This window comes from Shewanella sp. ALD9 (assembly GCF_002836315.1).
GTDB lineage: Bacteria > Pseudomonadota > Gammaproteobacteria > Enterobacterales > Shewanellaceae > Shewanella.
In genome coordinates this window covers 756,270-777,972 of sequence record NZ_PJCD01000003.1, presented here as the reverse complement: position 1 = coordinate 777,972, position 21,703 = coordinate 756,270, and the positions used below count along the sequence as shown (strand labels likewise).

Below are 21,703 nucleotides of genomic sequence, written 5' to 3'. Positions count from 1 at the left end.
AATAGAAGCAAAATACAATATAATGCCAATAACTAATTACAATGGATAATCACAAAAAAACAAACACACCCCATGTGATTACACCCAATATAATTACATTTTAAATAATGTTACAGCACATCTAAATACAACATTTATAATTAATGACTATCGACAATTAAACTCATCAAACAAAAACACTTATATGAGTTTAATTCATCAAAACATTAACCAAATATTGGAATTGTTTTATCACTATCATCAATGATATTTATTTTTTTAGGTGTATTTTTAACAAGAATGCAGGTGACATTATCTCGTGCATTCCTGACTAAAGAGGCATGGAGTAGTGCCATACCGGAATCAATGATGTTGCCAGACTTTATTGTTCGTTCAATTTCAACATCATTTAATTCTTTATTTAAACCATCGCTACAAAGTAAAAAGACATCACCCTCTTTCATATTATCGGTGCGATAATCTATGTCTAATTGTGAGTCAACACCGACAGCCCGAGTGATTACATTCGCTAATGGATGAGATTCAGCCTCTTCAGGTAGAAGTAACCCTTCATCAATCATGTCATTAACTTGACTGTGGTCTTTAGTGACTTGCTTCATTTGTTGATCTCGTAACAAGTAAATTCGACTATCGCCTACCCATAACAAGTGATAGTTATCTTGGTATAACCACAAAACAACGACAGTACTGCCAGCCACCTTCCCATCAAATTCATGCTCACTCATTTGTTGCAAAAAACGATTACTCGCAATAAGCGACTGTTTTAAAATATCTAATGTAATAGTCTCTGGTTGTAAATGTTCAACGGCCTGCTGGATGCCATCAATCACTAATTGACTTGCGACATCTCCTGCTGCATGTCCACCCATACCATCTGCAACCACCCAAATACCTAAATGTGGTAATTCAAGATATGCATCCTCGTTGATTGCTCTTACGGTGCCTCGATGAGTTAATGCATGACTTAAGTGCATGATGTTTGATCCTTAATGAGCTCTGCAGTATTCCAACCACGCTGTTGCCATTGGCCATTTAACATAGAAATAAATTGACTGATCTGTGGTAAACCTTCAGTAATAATCGTGCATGGTTCAACATCGTCAGAGCCCTCTGTCCACCAAATGCTGTAAAGATCAAAGCGTTTTCTGTATTGCTGGTCCAGTAATAAAAGTACATCAGGAGAATTGTCGCCTTGAAATACCCACGCTTTCTTGTTGCGATCCAACGATTCGCTCTCGAGTAGCTTGTCGTTATTGGCGGCAACCGTTAAAGTCTCTTTTGTAATGGCATCGAACCATTTACTAAGAACAGTATCATCTTCAAGCACTTGTAATATATTCTGTTCAAAAACCTCAACCCACTGATTGTCTTTCCAACCTCTTAAAGCCGATTGATTATGTAATCCGGCTAATGTGAATGGATAATGGCGACCAACATGGTCAACACTTGGTATGACGGTCCCGACAACAGCTTGGTCGCAACACACACCGGCAGATAACGAAAAATGCCATATGGGACTCGTCAGATAATAATCCAACCAATTGTGTTCGGTTTGTTCTTTACTCACCGCAATAACAGCTTGTAACCAGTCATTCCAATTTTTAAGAAAATCAACATTTAAGTTCTGCTGAATAAAATCCCCTTTTGAGGGGACTTTGCCACAGTAACCTACTGATGTTAAAGATTCGCAGGACATCTAAACTTCTCCATATTTGCCATCCAAAATGGATTGTTAACACTGTTTGCGGTCAATTTCAGTACAGCATTGTAGCCTTTGAGATTGATGAGTAACTTGCCATCTTTTTTAGTTTGTGGACGCTTTTTACTTAATTCATCTAATAATTTGAAGAATGACCATTCACCTTCATATTTCTTATTGATAGAGCGCCCGCCGTTAGGAGGTGAAAATGCAATTCGTGTTTCGTTATTTGCCCCAGGGCCAGGCCAGGTAAATAACTCTTTGCGAGTAGGACCGTGTCGATACTTCAGCTGTTGGCTGTCTATTTCGAATAAAAACATACTCACACTTCTATCTAATAATTCCGGTTCTAATGAAAAGTTAACAATAGGCTGCTTAGATCCCGGTTCGAAAAATGCTTCTTTAATAATTTCTGCGCGTTGATACATTTCTAAAATGTCATTACGGATGCCGATATTACGCTTAAAACGCCAAGGTTTTTTACTGGTATCGACATGTGAAGCGAGGTATTGATCCCAAAATTTATCTAAGGTGCCGCCATAACCAAAAAACTTACTGAAGTCTTTTAGTCTGACATCTTCTGACGATTTTCGGTCAAATGGGTAACGCCCTGCGATCGCTCGATTGAATTCAGCCAACACTTGCGAACGCCAAATACCATTGAAACGCTGACTTTGATTGGATTTAGCAAACGAGCGAGTACGATAAGCCACTTCACTTAACCAATTTTTTACTGGATAAGGTAGATCCATCAATTGCTCAGATAAACTAGAACCTAGTTGAGCAAAGCTTTCTTCTGTGGCTTGATTAACAACGTTACCTTGTCCTTCTGACTGCATTGATAATTTATTGTAGTTTCGATTAAGAGCCCGCAACGTCGTTTGAATTTTATCAATGTCAGCAGGATTTATTTTGAGCAATTCTGCAAAAGCAAATTCCACATCTTTGCCCGGCAAATCAATATCTAACTCTATTGCTGTATCGGGTAACAGCCTATTTAATCGTGCTTTTTTAGACCGAAATGCAACATCAGAAATATTACCGGCCACTTCCGCCGCGGCCTTTAAATTATTTGAATCGGCAGGAAGCTTAGTTAAATTCACATTTTTCTGCACTGCTGTAATAATGGTTTTGATCGGTTGATCTGGGCTCGCAAGCGCTGCAGTAACACTCTCAGCTTCCTCACGTGTTGAATATGGTTTGATAGCAAGGTCGCTTAAGAAATCTTCCCAATAGAAAATATAATCACGAATGTATCTGTTTTCTAACTCTTGGGTAATCTGCGCTTTCGCTTGTTCGTCTAAATCAACTAACTCATCACCATAAACCCAACTGTCTGCGGTTAGGTTTTTTATTATCTTATTCTTTTCTATACTAAAAATGCCATGAAAACCATTAAAAGTATAAAGACCAGGAATACCTTGATTAAATTGGCGACCACTGATGAACACCAGGCCATCTAAACTGTCTACACCCAGAATATCAACCAGTTTAAAATCTGGGATACTGCTGTTTGAAAAATCACTTTTTAAACGCTGATATGCGCGCTCAACCAGAGGTAACATGGTCAAATTAATCCGGGCACTATCCACTGTCATACTGTCATATTGATGACCTCTAATCCCTAAAGACAGTAATGTATCTATATGCTTATTTAACTCCTTTCTAACCTCACTATTGACATCACCAACCAGATTTCTATCGATATAAGCCGAGAACCAGACTTGCACATCACTTTTGTCAAAATGCTCGGGAAAATACAACATTAAGTATGTTTTCAATGTCTCGTAGAGGTAGTTAAGGTGCCCACCATTAGCGTCCATTTCTGCACTTAGCACACCTTGTAGGTAAGGCATTAAATGTGTTTCTAAAGCACGGTGATAAGCCGCTGTAGCAGGTTGTTTAAGCTTATCTCCTTGATACAAACCAAAGGTATATGCATCCTCAGGCTTGTCAGTACCAAAACCAACAGGGAGATCACGAATTAATGTTAAGCCTTTGGTTAATGTAATGACATCAGACTTAGCATTTAACCCACCACTGGTAACCGTTTTATATGCTGTGACACCTTGATAGGTATCATCAATCAATTGTCTATTCCAATCATAACTTTGCCACCAAACATAACTCGCAAACAAAGTGACACCTGCAGCAATGCCTACTGATATTTTTCGTAAAAGTTTATTATGGTTTGTATGCTTGCGATTGGTCGATGCTAAATTTTTCTCTGGAAAAATAACATCTTCTAATAGGCGTTTAATAAAGTAGCTGCGTTGCTTATTGGCGGCGAAGGTTTTAGTTTTACTCTTAATGCCACTGGATAAGTGACTAGAAAGATGATCAATTGGGGTACCTTCTTGAGTTGCGCTGGTTAAATAAACACCACGCAATAGCGGTGCTTCTTCGTATGCATTAGGCGCGAAGATCTCTTTCAGAAAATCATCGGCTGAGCTCTGTAATAATCGGAGTTGCTTTGGAAACTCATAAATGGCCGCACGACGCTCTAGGTCGCGTTCGTTTTTTAGGCGGCTATTTAATCTTGCATTTAAATTTAATAATAAATCATGAAATTCTTTATTAAATGAACTGACAATATCAGTGTCTTCTGTATCTGCATTGAGCGGGAAGGTAATACCCCAAATTTGTTCACAATCTTCTTTGGTTAAATCATCAAAAAATTCATTAAACCCGGCAACTAAATCTGATTTCGAAAATAAAACATATACCGGAAAAGTCATACCCAGTTGATTTTGCAGTTCTTGTAAACGCTGCTTAATTGCGCGTGCATGTAAATTTCTCTCTGTCTTGGTTTGGTTTAACAAATCAGACATGCCCATGCTGATTATCACCCCATTAATAGGACGAACTGGGCGGTATTTTTTCAATAAACCCAGAAAACCTTGCCATGCCCGAGAGTCTTGTTTTACATGACTATCTTGAGTGGTATAACGACCCGCCGTATCAATTAATACTGCCTTATTGGTAAACCACCAATCACAATGTCTTGTTCCTCCAACGCCTTCAATCATATCTACGCCCATTTTTTCTTTTAATGGGTATTCAAGACCAGAATGTTGAATCGCTGTGGTTTTTCCACTTCCAGGTGGACCAATCATGATGTACCAAGGTAATTCGTAAATACTTTTATTTTTAGTTAACTTGGTATTTTTAAGAATATCTAACGCTTGGGTCATTTTATTTTGTAAAACAGTGATTTCACTTTTTGCTAAGTCATCACTGGCCACAGAGCTACCCTCTTCACCGTTAATTAAGCTATCAACCATTTTCTCGCTTTGTTTTTTATTCTTGAGTTGTCGAGAAAAGTGAATGGCACCAAAAATAATAACAATAACCAGTAGTAAGATAATCCGTGTGGCTGCTGATGCTAACGGTTCATACCCCGCTATAGCCACTAAAGGGCCACCAAACCAAATAAGTAAAGCCAAACATAAAAAACCTATTATGGTAATTGTCCATTTAGACTTAAGTGTGTCGACAATTCCTTTGCCAATTGATTTTAAAGACATTGATGCGATTCCTTTGTGTCACACTAAAACAATAAGTCGATTTCGATTCGACGATTTAACGCGCGGTTCTGTTCACTGTCGTTCACCACACGGGGCTCAGACTCACCACGACCTTCGGGCCACAAGCGGCCACTTAGCGATGCGTTATTAGCGAGAACGTTCGCAATCGACGTTGCTCTTGCTAATGAAAGATGCCAATTTGATGGGTATTTAGACGTAAAGATTGGCTCATCATCGGTATGACCGGTGATCAATATTTTGCCATTTGTGCTCTCTAGCGTCAGAGCAATTTTAGCTAAAATAGCTTCAAAATCTGAACGAGGTTGAGTGTTACCAGAAGCAAACAGTTCAGTCGCCCCAATGCGGATCCTCACACGATCACTTAATTGTTCTACTTCAAGTAAATTTTTGCCAATTTCGGTTTGCAATAGTTGTTGCAGTAATAATGCTTCATCACGACTAATTTGTTGTTGCGCATCAATGGTTTTCTCCCAAGGCACAATCGAGGTCAATTCTTTATAAGCCTCTGATGAGTAATTGTTGATGCTATAACTAAAACCCATATAGATAAATAAAATAACCACCCCAAATAATGCCCCGATAACCCATAAAGGAAATGGCTGCTGGAAGGTTAGATTAGGGACAATATTCTGTCGCCATCCTGGTGATAATTCTCGATGAAAATCGCCTTTGCAAGATTGAATGGCTAAATACGTTTTTTCACGTAATGCTTCTAGTTTTTGATCGCCTTGAGGCTCAACTCTCATTTTGCCAACAAAACCAAGAGTTAAACATAAATACATCAACTCAAGTAAATTACACTTTTCAGAAGGATGACGAAGTGAGGCGTCAAGCAAGGTATAGAAATATTCGCCACCCAAGGTTTCATTGTGAAAAGTAGAAAGTAAACTGTCAGACGCCCAATAGCTTTGCTCTCCCCAAGGCGTATTGAGGACCACCTCATCTATAAAGCAACACAAGCAATATCGAGCAGACTTAATGTCATCTGACGCTAAATTTGCATTACGTAATTGTTGCTCATAATTCTTGATGAGTTCGACACAATGCACCCGTAGAGTATTGACATCATCATGCTCGGTACTATTTCGTAACTGAGTACAAATAGATAAAAGCGTACCCGCAAAATCAACGATTGGGTTTTGCGATAAGCTTAGTTGCGATCGGTTGTCGCGATTATCGGCACGATGATCTTGAATCAAGGTTTTCTGACTATCATCATCGACCTTTGTTTTATTGCCAGCCATACCCGACCCTTTCCCTGGGCGAGGTTTAACGATGGTTTTATCGTTCACAAAATTATCCTTAATGTTTTGGCGTTAAATACTCACGGCCCAAAGTTCAATTTGTAACTCTGGATATGCTCCAGAAATATGCATTGCAACACCGCCACTTGATTTAAGCTTTATCCAATGGCTATTATTTTTATCTAATTGAAAATAGTGATAACCCGCATGGTATGGCACCTGTCTTGGCGCGACTGGGAGGTTGGATATTCCAATACCGGGTAATTGGTTATTAACCAGTTCACGAATGGTTTCAACTGACCCTATTTTAATTTGTGAAGGTAGGCGTTGACGAAGCTCATCATGCGGAACATTTGCTTTAACAGCGAGAATGAATTCAGCATTATCAAGCATACTTTTGTCTGCAATCGTCGAGAAATACACACCAAATTTAGTCTTCTCTAGGATCAGCTCTGTGGCACTTTGTTCCAATACACTACTTAAGCCATGATTAACAATTACCATAGTGTTACTAAACACATAGGTTAAATTATCATGTTGATAGACAGGAAATTTTGGCGGTCGCTTGTTGGGACTACTGAACGTTGAAAGCTCACCAGAAAAACTAATGAGTGTGCGAAATAGCAATTCTGGATGAATATGACTAACAACCCCATAATGTTCAAAAATAGGTTGATACTTATTCAAAAGTTGTAACATTAAAAAGTCTGCTATCGAACTGGAAGTCCCTTGGGATTGACTTAAGCGACCCGCAATGGCTTCTGCACGCTGATTAATCATGCCAGTGACTTCAGTTGTCATATTCATTAAGGTTTTAATGTGTTCAATGCCAATACATGCCGGAATAAACTTTTTATCTAATCGAATCACGCCCTCTTCAGACACATCAATAACCCGAGCGATCGCAATTGAGACATAGCCTGAGCGATCTTCAGTTTGTAACTTTAACCGACAATCTAATTTGGCAACTTGCAGCACTTCCATAGCATCAGAGCCAACACTTGTGTCAACAATGTTGTGATCTTCATAGCTGTAGCGAGTAATTTGATTTTGTTCAGAAGATGAAATATTCATCCCATTGCTTTTCGCAACGGGAAGAACAAGATAAACAAGCTGATCCAATGTACCTGCTGGGACAGTAATAGCCGTTGGTAACGGACTCTGCTCAGGAAGACAAGCCAAGGTGTTATCAGGAAAAACACAATCGATGCGGTCTAATCCAAATTGCCCCAGTGGAAGTAGGCCATAATTGACTTCATAGCTCACAACCCCCCAAGCAAGTGGATTGTTATTCTTGGCAGTTCGCGCTTGTTGATGTTGCAAAAAACGTTCTTGCTGCTGCATATGTTGCGGACGAAGAAACATGCCCTCTGTCCATGCTATTGGGCTAAAATCGCTCATAATTTCCCTATTTATTCACAACAATTATTTTTCAGAGTTATACACAGCTATTTTTTCGATGTTGATAACGACATCATCATAACCAGTAGGATCGACAGCGACGACTGAACGCCAACGAGATGAATCAATATCTCTGTATGCGACAATAACACCAACAAATCGGGTGTTTTGTCCCAGTGTCATGGCATATTCACGCGTTTCTGATGGCTGTAATTCCAACTCATCTTTACGAATAAGATCTGGACCAAGTACACTTTCAGCTGACTCATCAAGGGTAAAAAAATCTTGAGTATCAAAGATAGTTCTTGATGATAATTCAAATATTTTCACCACCACTGGTGATGGCCGATCGTTAATGTCAGGATTGATGTCTGCACTGGCATTAAAGGTAAGATCTGTCGATGGCGGGACGACAGCATTAATCGTTTTACAGCCAGAATTAAGTAATAAAAAGCTCACTAATACAATTTGATATAGACCTAACTTCAATTTCATTTATTAGCCCTTAATAATTTATAATGTTTTAATTTTATTGTCGTATGCTTTAACAAAATCATCTGATAATGCAGCAGCACTGTCTTGCATAAATTCTGTTTTTAAATTGGAATGTAAGCTTTTATATACTTTCCATTGGCGCATCTGTTTCTGTCCCGGCACTAACATGTCTGTAAGCGACTGGTTTTGACTTTTGGCTTCAATAAATTCAGGATCTAATTGATTTAGCAATCCACGGATAGCGCCTAATGTGCCTGCAGTTAACGCAGTATCATGCTTTCGACCGTCATTAAAAGCTTCGGTAATCGCTTGTTGAGATGACAAGAAACTCGCACTTTTCCTTAAAAATAAATTTTGAAATACATCATCAATATTGGCCGAAAATTTCAATGGATTATTTTCACGCTGCTGGAATGTCGTTTGATTGATCCTAAACTCAGTTTTCAGCTTTGAACGTTGACGTAGTGATTCCATCAGTCCAGTCAACATAAACTGCATACTTTGGCCCAGTTCAAACATCAACTCTTCAGTTAGCACATTGACATAATCTTGTTCATTGACTCCCATACCCTGAAAAAACGCTTTGCTTAATGCAGATGAAGGGCTTACCTGTGTACTAACGGGTACTTTGGTATTTGGTGACACGGGGGCCACTTTTTTCACCTCCGCTTTTACCGTTTCAGGCACTTTTATAGGGTTAACTGGAGCTTTAGCAACCAGAAGCTCGGGCTCTTGTGGAACAACAGATCGGATATCAGTTTTTGCGTGAGCTTGAAAATGTTGTCCAAAAATATCTTTATCCCATTCTTCTGGAATGGCTACTGGTGGTTGAAAATGGTCTTGTAAATCAGCATTCATCTGCGAGAGACCTGCTGATTGTTGTCGAGATTGGTTCAGTAACATAGCAGAATCAAATCCTGCTAAATCAGATTCAAACCCAGTATCAAGCATTGATGAGGAAGAAGCTGGAATGAGTTTATTTTGCTGCAAAGTCGCTACTGGCGGTGCGTCATGTATCTCTTGTTGAGGTTGATTATTAGAGGCCACATGTAACATTTGTAACTTCGCACTGATCTCATAATCACCAAAAGTAAACAGATCATCGTGCTCAATTTTATGCTCACGATTGGTGCCTAACGCTTCGACTGCGCGATTGACATATAATCCGTTGGTTGATAAATCCTCAATGAAAAAATCATCACTGCGCTTGGTGATCCGAGCATGAGTACCAGAAACCACTTTTTCTGGATCAGGCATATGCCAATCACATACATCAGAGCGCCCTAACGTTAAGGTTTCTGTGACATCTTTTGTTATGACCTGCTCAGGGGATAACCTGTGATAACTCACAATCTCTAGCAATAATTCCATTTCTATTACATCTTCCTTCATCAACTTGTTGACTAGCCATCATACCCATTGCGTTATAAGCGTTGAACACCATTTAGACGTTCATACATTTCATTCCCTCTGGCAAATAACTCTCTGGCTGTTTTCAGATATTGCTTATCAAGATACACATTTGCTTGGCGTAAAAAAGAGGCGGCTAAACGTTTATCAAGCGTTAGCAGGGGCTCAAAATCATCGGGTAAATTCGTGGCGAGCCCCCTAACTTCTTTATCAAACTCGTGTAGATCTTTTGGGTTATCTATTGCATCTAACCTCACGGTTAATTGATTAAATGTATCTCGATAATAAACTTCAGCAGCTTCGTATGGATAAACGACCGTTTTACCTTTTGCCGTTAAATCGTGATAGTCATTTAAGCCTTTAACAGCCACTTTCAATTCGGCGCCATATGTAATTAATAACTTAGCCTGCGGATAGTTTGAAAATATATTTTCGCCAGTTGTAATGAGTGCACTTATTTGATTAATATCATGTTTCTTTAAGGCGTTATCAAATGAGCTTGCATAGAGGGCATATTCTTCATTAGACGCGGTATAAATATATCCAGGCTCGACAAATGTTAACCCTTCAACAATGGCTTGAATATTATTACTTCCCTGTTCATTGTAACGGGCTTGAGATAATAACAGGCTCAATCGTTCAGACAGTGCATCTACAACTGATTGTTTACTTCTCTCTGCTTGGTTTTTTATTTGTAGCAAACGAACTGAATCAGGATAAAAACGTTCTATGTCATTAATAATTTGTGCTATTTTTTCATAATTTTGATACAGACCATTATCGCTTTTCGGTAAGGAAGCTATACGTTGCTCCACAATATCCAACACTTCAGATTGATGTGTCTTTAACAAACCATTCTTAATCAGCTTTTTATCTTCTGGAATATCTTCTATTTGGGCTAATAATGCTGAAGCAGGAATAAATTCAAATGCTTGAACTTCGCTTTTGGCCTTATTTGTCAGCGCGACTTTATTTTGTAAGTCGTCTAATTGAATCTGGTAATATTGTTGAATTTGAAATCCACCGATAACAAGTACTGCACCCGCAGCAATAGCAGTGAGTAGTGGCCAACTTTTACTGTGGAACTTATTGATAATTAGCTCGATGGAAGGCGCACGTTGTACTTTTTTAAGCGCGAGACCTTTTTTCAACATAGGCCATAATCGTGAACTAATATTTTTTGGTTTAATCAACTTATTGTTGGTGATATCAACTTCATTTGCAGCTACACGGTTATAAGGATGTTTACTTGTTATTAGCTCATAGCTAATACACGAAAAAGCAAAAATATCGTCTGCCGCGCAGGCATCTTCTCCAGATAACTGCTCAAAACTAGCATAAGCTGGGGTATAACCTGTTAAAGGAGAGTCTTGGTCGACTTCGGCAAATGCGTATCGGTCCTCTCTTTGCTGTAAGTTTTTCGCAACGCCAAAATCAAAAACTTTAATGTTCCCTTGGCGAGTGAGGAAGATATTTGATGGCTTTAAGTCTGTATGGACAATACCTTGTTGATGAGCATACGATAATGCAGAAGCAATCTGATCAATGATTTTCATTGATCCTTTGAAGTTGATGCCTAATGGTTTTGAACGTTTGATCACTTGGTCTAATGATTCGCCATCTAACCACTCCATCACCATAAAGTGAAAGCCATCATCGGTATCTACATCATAAACTCTGATGATATTTGGATGAGATAGTTTTTGAGTTTGTACTGACTCTTTGATAAGGACTTGCTGAGCTTCGGGTATATCCGATATCTGAGATAATAATACTTTAATCGCAACAAAAGGTTCTGTTACGTTTAATGACTCCAAATAGAGATCTTTGGCGCGGTATATATCACTCATACCACCATGACCAATTTTCGACTCAATTAAATAGCGATTTTTGAAACACTTCCCAATCAAGTTAACTTTATTATTATTTCCAGAATGTTCAAATCCTGCCACAACTGTTTTATCTTCAGCAAAGTGATTTGGTGCTTTACTCTTATCCATAAGTACAGGTTAATCCCTTAATATTATCCTAAAGTATGTAAACTATCTTCCTAGTGAATCAAAATTACCCCAATATGTTGCAGCAAGAAAATGCAAAAAACAACATTTAAAAACTTGCTTAATAACTTTTAAATAAATTCATTAAAATAAACCACCCATTAGTATGTATTAAAATCTAAAAACATTAAAAAGTATGTTTTTAATATGAAAATAAACATCTAATTAACTAAAAAACAGTTTTTCTATTGACCCAATAAAACATTATCGGTAATTTACGATTTCTTTTTAATGGACCACATTTTTAAAGGATTAAACAAATATGAAACGCGTCAATCTTTCATTACCTGTTATTGCGTTATTAACACTTGCGGGTTGTCAATCAGCACCTGTCGTTGTATCTGAACCAATCAAAACATTTTCTATTTCTCCAGAGTGTATTGAATATACATTACAAACAGATAATGAAATGATTATTGGGTTCACACCTGTGTATTTCGAAGTTAATAGTGATAAGTCATACAGTAAGCTTGATACTCACATGTCTTGCGTTGCGACTTACCTCGCCAATAATTCTGATAAAGAACTAAATGTTCAGGGCTTTACAGATGACAAAGGCACAGTTAAATACAATAAAGCGTTGGCACAGCGTCGTGCTGATGGTTTAGTGGAGTTTTTAATCTCTTTGGGCACATCTAACGACCAATTAATTTCGACTACTAAAGTTATTGAAGATAACGGTGTAAAATTAACCAGTTCTGAGCGTTCTAAGACTCGTCGGGTTAACTTTTCCATTACGAATAAATCTTCATAAAAAATGAATTAAAGTATTAATAAAATACTGTAATTCAAGTGTATTTATTATACTTATTATTGAATCTCAGCTTATTACAAAGCTGAGATTCAATAATTTATCAACAAACCCTCAGTTATATCGCTCCTTATTCCATCTAAAAAACCTGCTTACTTATATTATTGTCAATATCTGGACTAAACATGGATTCTCTAAATTTATTTGGAAATTTTAGTCACACGACAGAGCCCATACTGAAGATAATTGTGCTGCGTTAACGCGCATCACAGATAAAACGACTTCTAAAAAATGATAGTATAAAAATGATTAACCGAACAACGTGACTCATCGATTAATCACTGCTCATTGAAAATACATACTTGAGCATAGTCAATTGAACATAGCCCACAGTGAGGTTAGCGTTCAACATCCTTACTGAGTCTTAATCGAATCAATAACATTATCAATAATAGTAAACCAAACTGAATATCAATAGTCCCGCCGCTGTAATTATTGCTATGTTCCACCTTGGCAATTTTTTCCTCTTTAACTCTCACCTTAAATCGAGCTAACTCATCATCTAAGTTTTTAGTCATATCAGTAACTGCCAGGTCAAAACCTTGCATCGATTTTTCTGCTAAGGTTTCATCAATACCTATGGCTGTGGTTCGTTTTTCAAGCTTGCTGATCCCCGGTGCTCTAAAAAGCATTTTTCTACTTTTAATGTCAAACACTGCGGTATCAACAAAGGTTTGTACGGTATTTTCATTGCCCGGAATCACATACATACCCACGATGGTCCAATACAATAACGCGGCATTATTCTCTACAGACTGAGTCACTTGATCGTAAGACACCAACGCCATTACATCGACATCATATAAACGCCCAACTTGTTCTAATGTGTTAAAACCATCACCACCAGCAAGATAAGTACTCGGAATGACTTCAATGCGGTCAATATAATCATATTGAACAAAAGCCGCTTTCACTTTTTCAAGTAATTCGTATTGATCTTTACTATGCACAGCCTCTTTTTGAAAGCCTGTTGACGGTACAAAGGCAATACCGACTTTTACCGGTAATGTGAGCAATGGAACTTCGGCGCTATGTACTGCACGGGCTTCTTTATTAGGATACAAAAAGTCCATCAGACTGCTCGAAACAGACTGTTTCCCCGACTGCTGGCTCACCAACATACTGCATGAGGACAATAAAAAAACTGATGCCATCATGCCCAACCATGTTGTTGTTTTCATTTACGCTTCCTTTTAAATTATTTTCCATTTATTGATATCAATGAATCTGTTTATTTCTACAACACGAAAATACATAAATAACCAATCACACCAAATGTTAATTATTTTCACTACATTAACATTGTTAATTTCGCTAACCCTTAACTAAAAATACTATAAACCTTTGTTATTTATACACTATAAAAAGTGGCACAGTTAGTGCTTTGATGTATTTAATTAACATTAGTTACAAATGATAACGTGACGTTAACTCGCTTAAGAATAACAATAAGTACATTAGCGTCATTTAATTCAAAAAATATAACACTAGCAGGTACCCCATGGATAGGTTCATCAGCATGAAGAAAATGGCAATTCCTTTACTTTGTATTGCAGTATTGAGTGGTTGCAGCGGCGAAGAAGAGCAAGCAAAAAAAGATGAAAAATTTGCTATTCCGGTTGAAACAGCACTGGTCACCACAGGCAATGTATCGTCTTTTTACAGCACCACCGCCACACTTGAAGCACCGGAAGAGTCTCATGTGATGAGCCGCATTGCTGGGATAATCGAAAAGATTAACGTTGAAGAAGGCGATCGGGTTACCAAAGGGCAAATACTTGCGGTAATTGATGCCAAGCGTCAACGTTATGATTTCAATCGTTCAGAAGCCGAAGTGCAGATTATTCAGCAAGAGTTAAATCGTTTAAATAAAATGAACAACAAAGAGTTTATTAGCCAAGACCAAATGGCCAAGCTCGAGTTCAACCTACAAGCTGCTAAAGCACAGCGCGACTTAGCAGAGCTACAAGTTAAAGAAAGCCAAATCACCTCACCCATTAATGGTGTCGTTGCTTCACGCTATGTTAAAACAGGCAATATGGCAAAAGAGTTCCAAGAGTTATTTTATATTGTTAATCAAGACCAACTTCACGGCATATTACACTTACCAGAACAACAACTTGCTAGTTTACGGGTTGGTCAACAAGCCAGTATTATTCAACAACACCAAGGTACAGCGGCCCATATTATCGATGCAAAAGTGCTGCGCATTAGTCCGATAGTGGATGCTCAAAGCGGTACGTTTAAAGTGACGTTAGCCGTGCCAAATCAAGATGCAACATTAAAAGCGGGTATGTTTACTCGGGTTGAACTTAAATACGACACCCACCTTGATGTACTTACCGTGCCTTATAACGCATTAATCAACCAAGACAACACTCAAGCTTTGTATGTGATAAAAGACACCAAGGCACAACGACGTGAAGTCACCTTGGGATATCGTGAAAATAACACGGTTGAAATTTTATCGGGTGTTGAAGATGGCGAACAAATTGTCATCAGGGGCCAACAAAACCTCAAAGATCAATCATTAGTGGAAATTATTACCCCACTTAGCTTCGCAGCTATTCGATAACGGAGCGGGATAATGTCAATAATTAACACTTCGGTTAAACGCCCCGTCACTGTATGGATGTTCATGTTAGCTGTGATGCTTTTTGGCATGGTAGGGTTTTCTCGCCTCGCGGTAAAACTGTTACCCGATTTAAGCTATCCCAGCGTGACCATACGCACAGCCTATGACGGTGCTGCTCCGGTTGAAATTGAGCAGCTGGTATCAAAACCAATTGAAGAAGCTGTTGGGGTGGTAAAAGGACTGCGGAAAATAAGTTCAATTTCACGTTCTGGCATGTCTGATGTTGTGCTCGAGTTTGAATGGGGCACAAATATGGACATGGCTAGCCTTGAAGTGCGTGAAAAAATCGACACTATCGAGCTGCCCTTAGACATTAACAAGCCATTATTACTGCGTTTCAACCCCAATCTTGATCCCATCATGCGCTTAGCTTTTTCTGTACCCAATGCAGATGCGGAGCAGTTAAAGCAAATGCGAACCTTTGCAGATGAGGAGTTAAAACGACGTTTAGAAGCCTTATCCGGTGTTGCCGCCGTAAGGCTATCAGGCGGGTTAGAGCAAGAAGTTCATATTGAATTAAATCAACAAAAACTAAGCCAATTGAACCTTAATGCCGACCAGGTTAAACGTCGAATAAATGAAGAAAATATCAACCTTTCAGCAGGTAAAGTGATTCAGGGTGATAAAGAATACTTGGTCAGAACCTTAAATCAATTCAATTCTTTAGATGAACTAGGTCAAGTGATTATCTACCGCGATGGCCAAACGTTAGTCAGATTATCTGATATTGCGGTGATTAGTGATGCCTACAAAGAACGCAGTGATATTACTCGCATCGGCGAAGTAGAATCGATTGAACTAGCCATATACAAAGAAGGTGATGCCAATACCGTTGCTGTTGCGCAAAAGCTACGCTCTGAACTTGAAAAAATCAATCAAGCTAATGAGCACAATAAGTTAAAAGTTATTTACGACCAATCTGAGTTTATTGAAAGCGCTGTCAATGAAGTGACATCGGCAGCGTTATTTGGCAGCTTACTGGCGATGCTGGTAATTTACCTGTTTTTACGGGACATTATTGCCACATTAATTATTTCTATCTCGATTCCCTTTTCGGTTATTGCTACCTTTAACATGATGTACTTTGCCGATATCAGCTTAAACATTATGTCGTTAGGTGGTATTGCGTTAGCCATTGGTTTACTGGTCGACAATGCCATTGTGGTATTAGAAAACATAGACCGTTATAAATCTCAAGGCATGAGTAAAGTTGAAGCTGCCGTCACAGGATGTAAAGAAGTCTCAGGCGCCATTTTTGCATCAACACTCACCACTCTAGCTGTATTTGTCCCTTTAGTGTTTGTCGACGGCATTGCAGGAGCCTTATTTGCCGACCAAGCGCTCACGGTCACGTTCGCCCTACTCGCCTCATTATTTGTTGCCTTAACAGCCATTCCCATGTTGGCATCACGACAAGGCTTCACCAGCCTGCCGCAACCAGTTGAAGTAGCACAAAAACCGAAACCAACAAGCCGCAAAGGAAAAATCACCTACTACTTACTGGCAGTGTTGAGTTTTCCCTTTAAACTCTTGTTTAGCTATTTGCCTTCAGGATTATTAACCGCAATTATTGTCATTAGCCGTTTTGTAAGTAGTGTATTTGGGCTATTACTCAAACCCATCTGTGCCGGCTTTAACTACCTATATCGCATCGTCGAATCAATCTATTTCCGGGTGTTACATCACGCTCTACGCTATCAAGTGTTAACCATTGTGTTAGCACTTTTGGTAACCCTAGCGTCAAGCAGTTTACTGCCTAAGTTAGGTGTCGAGCTAATCCCGCCGATGAATCAAGGTGAGTTTTATGTCGAAGTATTATTACCGCCAGGCACCGAAGTCAGTGAAACTGATGCTGTATTACAACAACTAGCGCTGTCGATTAAAGACCGTGAAGATGTGAAACACGCCTATAGTCAGGCTGGTAGTGGTGGGTTAATGACATCGGATACTGCAAGAGGTGGTGAAAACTGGGGCCGATTACAAGTGGTACTCGCAGACCCTTTAGCCTTTAATGCAGTTAGCCAGGTATTGCGTAACACAGCAAAAAACATTCCTGAACTAGAGGCTCAAATTGAACACCCTGAATTATTCAGTTTTAAAACCCCGCTTGAAATTGAGCTATCGGGTTATGATTTAGCTCAACTCAAACAAAGTGCAGACCAACTGGTTAATGCCTTGTCTGATTCTGACCGCTTTAGTGACATCAATACTACCTTGCGCGATGGCCAACCAGAGATCAGTATTCGCTTTGACCATGCCCGTTTAGCCTCGCTGGGAATGGACGCTCCGACAGTCGCTAACCGCATAGCCCAACGTGTCGGTGGCACTATTGCCAGCCAGTTTACGGTACGCGATCGTAAAGTGGATATTTTGGTGCGCAGTGAATTAAGCGAACGCGATCAAATTAGCGACATTGAATCGTTAATTATTAATCCTAATAGCACCCAGCCGATCCCCTTAAGTGCTATTGCCACAATCGATTTGCAAATTGGCCCTTCAGCAATTAATCGTATCAGTCAACAACGAGTCGCTATTGTATCGTCTAATTTGGCTTACGGTGACTTAAGCGAAGCGGTAATTGAAGCCCAGCAGATATTGGCTAAACAGCAGCTACCAAGTTCGATTCAGGCCAGATTTGGCGGCCAAAATGAAGAAATGGAGCACTCATTTGACTCATTGAAAATAGCCCTCGTTTTGGCTATCTTCCTAGTGTATTTAGTGATGGCCAGCCAATTTGAATCATTGTTGCATCCACTGCTAATCTTAATCGCTGTTCCAATGGCCGTTGCCGGCAGTATTGTGGGTTTATTCATTACCGGGACCCATTTGAGCGTAGTGGTATTTATTGGCTTAATTATGCTAGCAGGTATTGTGGTCAACAATGCGATTGTATTGGTTGACCGTATTAATCAATTGCGCCAAGAAGGTATTGATAAACTGACCGCAATTAATGATGCCGCGCAATCTCGTTTACGTCCTATAATGATGACAACCCTAACCACTACACTCGGTTTATTACCAATGGCAATAGGCATTGGCGATGGCAGTGAAGTTCGTGCGCCAATGGCTATTACAGTCATTTTCGGATTAAGCATGTCAACCTTGCTTACATTGTTAGTTATTCCCGCTTTATATGCGCTATTTGACCGTAAACAATATACCCAAAGCGACGTTGAGTTTAATACAGCGGAGACGCCAGCATGAACATCACTCAACTGGCGATAAAGCGCCCCGTCACCACCTGCATGTTTTTCTTGGCCATTATGTTGTTTGGCATGGCGGCCAGTAGAATGCTGCCATTAGAAATGTTTCCAGGAATTGATATTCCACAAATTGTGGTGCAAGTTCCGTACAAAGGCTCCAGCCCTGCAGAAGTTGAACGCGACATCACTAAAGTGCTGGAAGAGTCACTTGCTACCATGAGTGGCATAGAAGAGGTGCGATCAGATTCAACCCAAGACGGTGCGTTTATTCAGCTCAACATGAAATGGGGTGAAGATGTTGCCACCAAAAGCCTAGAAGCGCGCGAGAAAATAGACTCGGTAAGGCATTTATTACCAAAAGATGTTGAGCGCGTCATGATCCAACAGTTCTCAACCGCCGATATGCCGGTGTTAACCATTCGCATATCAAGCGAGCGCGAACTCTCTAATGCATTTGATTTGTTAGACAAACAGCTTCGCAAGCCACTTGAACGCGTTGATGGCGTATCAAAAGTCACCCTTTATGGTGTTGAACAAAAACAGATTGAAATCCGACTTGATGCCGATAAATTAGTCGCATCAAGCCTTAATAGTCTCGATTTACGATCGCGTTTACTGGCAGAAAACTTTGTCATCAGTGCAGGTACCCTAAGAGAAAATTCACGGGTGTATCAAGTCTCACCAAAAGGTGAATTTACCAGCCTTGATGATATCAATAATCTGGTGATTGTGCCGGGTATTCGCCTGCAAGATATTGCGATGGTGAGCTATGCCCTGCCCGAGAAAATTGAAGGCCGACATTTAGATCAAAAATATGCGGTGGGTATTGATGTATTTAAGGAATCTGGTGCCAATTTAGTAGAGGTGTCTGATCGTGTGCTAAGCGTTATCGAACAGGTTAAGCAAGATCAGCAATTTAATGGCATCAAACTGTTTATCATGGAAGACCAAGCCTATGGCGTTAAGTCCTCACTCAAAGACTTATTACTGTCTGGCTTAATGGGTGCGGTACTGTCATTTGGGGTGCTGTTTCTGTTTTTGCGTAACCTTAAAATGACCTTAGTGGTTATCTCATCGGTACCGATTTCATTATGTATGACATTGGCTGGTATGTATTTTTTAGGCTACAGCTTAAATATTTTATCGATGATGGGATTGTTATTAGCCGTCGGCATGTTGATTGATAATGCGGTGGTGGTCACCGAAAGCGTGCTACAAGAGAAACAAGCTGGGCACATTGACGACACTTGTCAGATAAAAGCCAACCAACAAGCCGTGTTAACTGGCGTTGAAAAAGTATCTTTGGCGGTTTTAGCAGGTACATTAACCACCGCCATTGTATTTTTACCGAATATTTTTGGCGTAAAAGTGCAACTGACCATCTTTTTAGAACATGTTGCTGTGGCCATTTGTATCTCGCTAGCGGCTTCATTATTGGTAGCGAAAACATTAATCCCACTGATGCTCAACCACTTTCACTTTGAAGTGCAGGCCGCTAATGACAACAATCGCTTAGGGCGTTTTTATCAACGCAGCCTCACGTGGATATTAACCCGACCAAAACGTTCTGGTGTCATCGCAGTGGCATTGTTGGTATCAACAGCATTGCCATTAAGCATGGTGCAACAAGATCAGGGAGATGGCGAAGGTAATGACCGTTTATACATTAATTACCAACTAGAAGGTCGCCATAATCTAGCGGTGACCGAAGCCATGATTAATAGCATGGAAACGTATTTATACAGCAATAAAGACACGTTTTATATTGATGCGGTTTACAGTTACTACGCCCCGCAAGATGCACAATCAACCATTTTATTACAAAAAGACATCCCAATAGACATTGGTGAGTTAAAGAAAATGATCCGCGAAGGATTTCCTAAATTTTCGATTGCTACGCCACAATTTGGTTGGGGCAATGAAAATAACGGCATTCGTGTAACCTTAACGGGACGCTCAACAACCGAACTAATCCGCATCAGTGAACAAGTGATGCCATTGCTCGACAATATAGAGGGCTTAGTCGATGTGCGCTCGGAAGTGAATGGCGCCCAACAAGAAGTGGTGGTGGTGATCAACCGAGAAATGGCTGCCCGTCTGGATTTAACCTTAAGCGATATAGCATCGAACATTGCCATTGCCTTAAGAGGGTCGCAGTTACGTTCGTTTCGCCATGATCCTAGCGGCGAACTACGTATCGAACTGGCCTACGACAAAAGCTGGCAGAACTCTTTAGAAAAGCTTAAGCAACTGCCGATTATTCGCCAAGGTGACCGAGTTTATACCCTGGACAGTTTAGCTGAAGCAACTGTGGTGCCTCGATTTGATACTATCCGTCATTTTAATCGCCAAACGGCTTTATCCATTGGTGCAAATCTTGAAGATATCACAACCGAAGAAGCGCAAACCAAAATTACTCAGGTGATGGACTCGGTGAACTTCCCTTACGGGTACGGTTACTCGTTACGCGGTGGTTTTGAACGCCAAGATGAAGACCAGTCCATCATGGCGGTAAATATGATCTTGGCTATCGCAATGATTTATATCGTCATGGCGGCGTTATTTGAATCACTGCTGCTACCGACAGCTATTATCACTTCGATTATGTTCTCAATTACTGGCGTGTTCTGGGCATTGTGGCTCACAGGTACACCAATGTCGGTAATGTCGATGATTGGCATACTTATTTTGATGGGCATTGTGGTTAATAACGGTATTGTACTGGTAGACCAAATTAATCAGATGACACCCGATTTGGATAAGCTAAGTGAGACCATCATTAACGTGTGTATTACTCGTTTACGTCCGGTATTAATGACGGTTGCAACCACAGTGCTGGGATTAGTGCCATTAGCAATGGGAGATACTCAGATAGGCGGTGGTGGACCGCCGTATTCGCCAATGGCCATTGCCATTATTGGTGGGTTAACCTTTTCAACCGTCACCAGTTTGTATTTGGTACCATTATGCTACCAAGCGCTATATCTAGTACGACATAAAGCCGCAATTAGACTAGGGCTAGCCAATGCATTTGCTCAAAAACTGCTGCCTTGGACCAAATAGTCCTACACTTCAGTTCTGCTGGTGCATCGTTATTGTTTACAGTAGTCAATGTTTGCTATGGTCAATGTTTGCTACGGTCAATGCTTAACAAGCTACATTGGAGAAGCGTGATTTTATTTAATCAGATGCTAATTCAC

Annotated in this window: 13 protein-coding genes; 4 read left to right on the top strand and 9 right to left on the bottom strand. The window is 39.8% G+C overall.

Annotation, left to right across the window (positions count from 1 at the left end; all coding sequences use genetic code 11):
• Nucleotides 1-206: 206 nt before the first annotated feature.
• From CXF88_RS11000 to CXF88_RS10965, 8 genes are read right to left on the bottom strand one after another with little or no spacing between them, the layout of a single operon-like run.
• Nucleotides 207-974: a protein phosphatase 2C domain-containing protein gene (locus CXF88_RS11000; RefSeq protein WP_101086872.1), complete on the bottom strand. Its 768-nt coding sequence runs from the start codon at nt 972-974 to the stop codon at nt 207-209.
• Nucleotides 965-1,696: a type VI secretion system-associated protein TagF gene (tagF, locus tag CXF88_RS10995; protein WP_101086871.1), complete on the bottom strand. Its 732-nt coding sequence runs from the start codon at nt 1,694-1,696 to the stop codon at nt 965-967. The genes CXF88_RS11000 and tagF overlap by 10 nt, the downstream gene beginning before the upstream one ends.
• Nucleotides 1,678-5,226 (bottom strand): type VI secretion system membrane subunit TssM, encoded by a 3,549-nt coding sequence (tssM, locus tag CXF88_RS10990; protein ID WP_101086870.1) that lies wholly within the window; start codon nt 5,224-5,226, stop codon nt 1,678-1,680. The genes tagF and tssM overlap by 19 nt, the downstream gene beginning before the upstream one ends.
• Nucleotides 5,227-5,249: 23 nt before the next feature.
• Nucleotides 5,250-6,539, bottom strand: a complete 1,290-nt coding sequence (gene tssL, locus CXF88_RS10985; protein WP_101086869.1) for a type VI secretion system protein TssL, long form — start codon at nt 6,537-6,539, stop codon at nt 5,250-5,252.
• 24 nt (nt 6,540-6,563) lie between these two features.
• Complete coding sequence (tssK, locus tag CXF88_RS10980; protein WP_101086868.1) at nt 6,564-7,892, bottom strand: type VI secretion system baseplate subunit TssK; 1,329 nt, start codon at nt 7,890-7,892, stop codon at nt 6,564-6,566.
• 24 nt (nt 7,893-7,916) lie between these two features.
• Nucleotides 7,917-8,387: a type VI secretion system lipoprotein TssJ gene (gene tssJ / locus CXF88_RS10975; RefSeq protein WP_101086867.1), complete on the bottom strand. Its 471-nt coding sequence runs from the start codon at nt 8,385-8,387 to the stop codon at nt 7,917-7,919.
• A gap of 18 nt (nt 8,388-8,405) precedes the next feature.
• The gene (gene tagH, locus CXF88_RS10970) at nt 8,406-9,758 is read right to left on the bottom strand and encodes a type VI secretion system-associated FHA domain protein TagH (protein WP_157822794.1); all 1,353 of its coding nucleotides are present in this window, start codon (nt 9,756-9,758) and stop codon (nt 8,406-8,408) included.
• Nucleotides 9,759-9,811: 53 nt separating this feature from the next.
• Nucleotides 9,812-11,797: a serine/threonine-protein kinase gene (locus CXF88_RS10965; RefSeq protein WP_101086865.1), complete on the bottom strand. Its 1,986-nt coding sequence runs from the start codon at nt 11,795-11,797 to the stop codon at nt 9,812-9,814.
• A 319-nt stretch (nt 11,798-12,116) separates the two neighbouring features.
• Between CXF88_RS10965 and CXF88_RS10960 the strand changes: the two genes are divergently transcribed.
• On the top strand, nt 12,117-12,608 hold the full coding sequence (locus tag CXF88_RS10960; RefSeq protein ID WP_011637833.1) for an OmpA family protein: 492 nt from the start codon (nt 12,117-12,119) through the stop codon (nt 12,606-12,608).
• Nucleotides 12,609-13,003: 395 nt separating this feature from the next.
• On the opposite strand, the gene rhlP is transcribed toward CXF88_RS10960, so the two are convergent.
• Entirely contained in the window at nt 13,004-13,846 is an 843-nt protein-coding gene (gene rhlP / locus CXF88_RS10955; RefSeq protein ID WP_101086864.1) for a rhombotarget lipoprotein, read from the bottom strand.
• A 320-nt stretch (nt 13,847-14,166) separates the two neighbouring features.
• On the opposite strand from rhlP, the gene CXF88_RS10950 reads away from it, so the two are divergent.
• From CXF88_RS10950 to CXF88_RS10940, 3 genes are read left to right on the top strand one after another with little or no spacing between them, the layout of a single operon-like run.
• Nucleotides 14,167-15,240: an efflux RND transporter periplasmic adaptor subunit gene (locus CXF88_RS10950; protein WP_101086863.1), complete on the top strand. Its 1,074-nt coding sequence runs from the start codon at nt 14,167-14,169 to the stop codon at nt 15,238-15,240.
• A gap of 12 nt (nt 15,241-15,252) precedes the next feature.
• On the top strand, nt 15,253-18,504 hold the full coding sequence (locus CXF88_RS10945; RefSeq protein ID WP_101086862.1) for an efflux RND transporter permease subunit: 3,252 nt from the start codon (nt 15,253-15,255) through the stop codon (nt 18,502-18,504).
• Nucleotides 18,501-21,566 (top strand): efflux RND transporter permease subunit, encoded by a 3,066-nt coding sequence (locus tag CXF88_RS10940; protein WP_101086861.1) that lies wholly within the window; start codon nt 18,501-18,503, stop codon nt 21,564-21,566. The genes CXF88_RS10945 and CXF88_RS10940 overlap by 4 nt, the downstream gene beginning before the upstream one ends.
• The last annotated feature ends 137 nt before the right edge of the window (nt 21,567-21,703 follow it).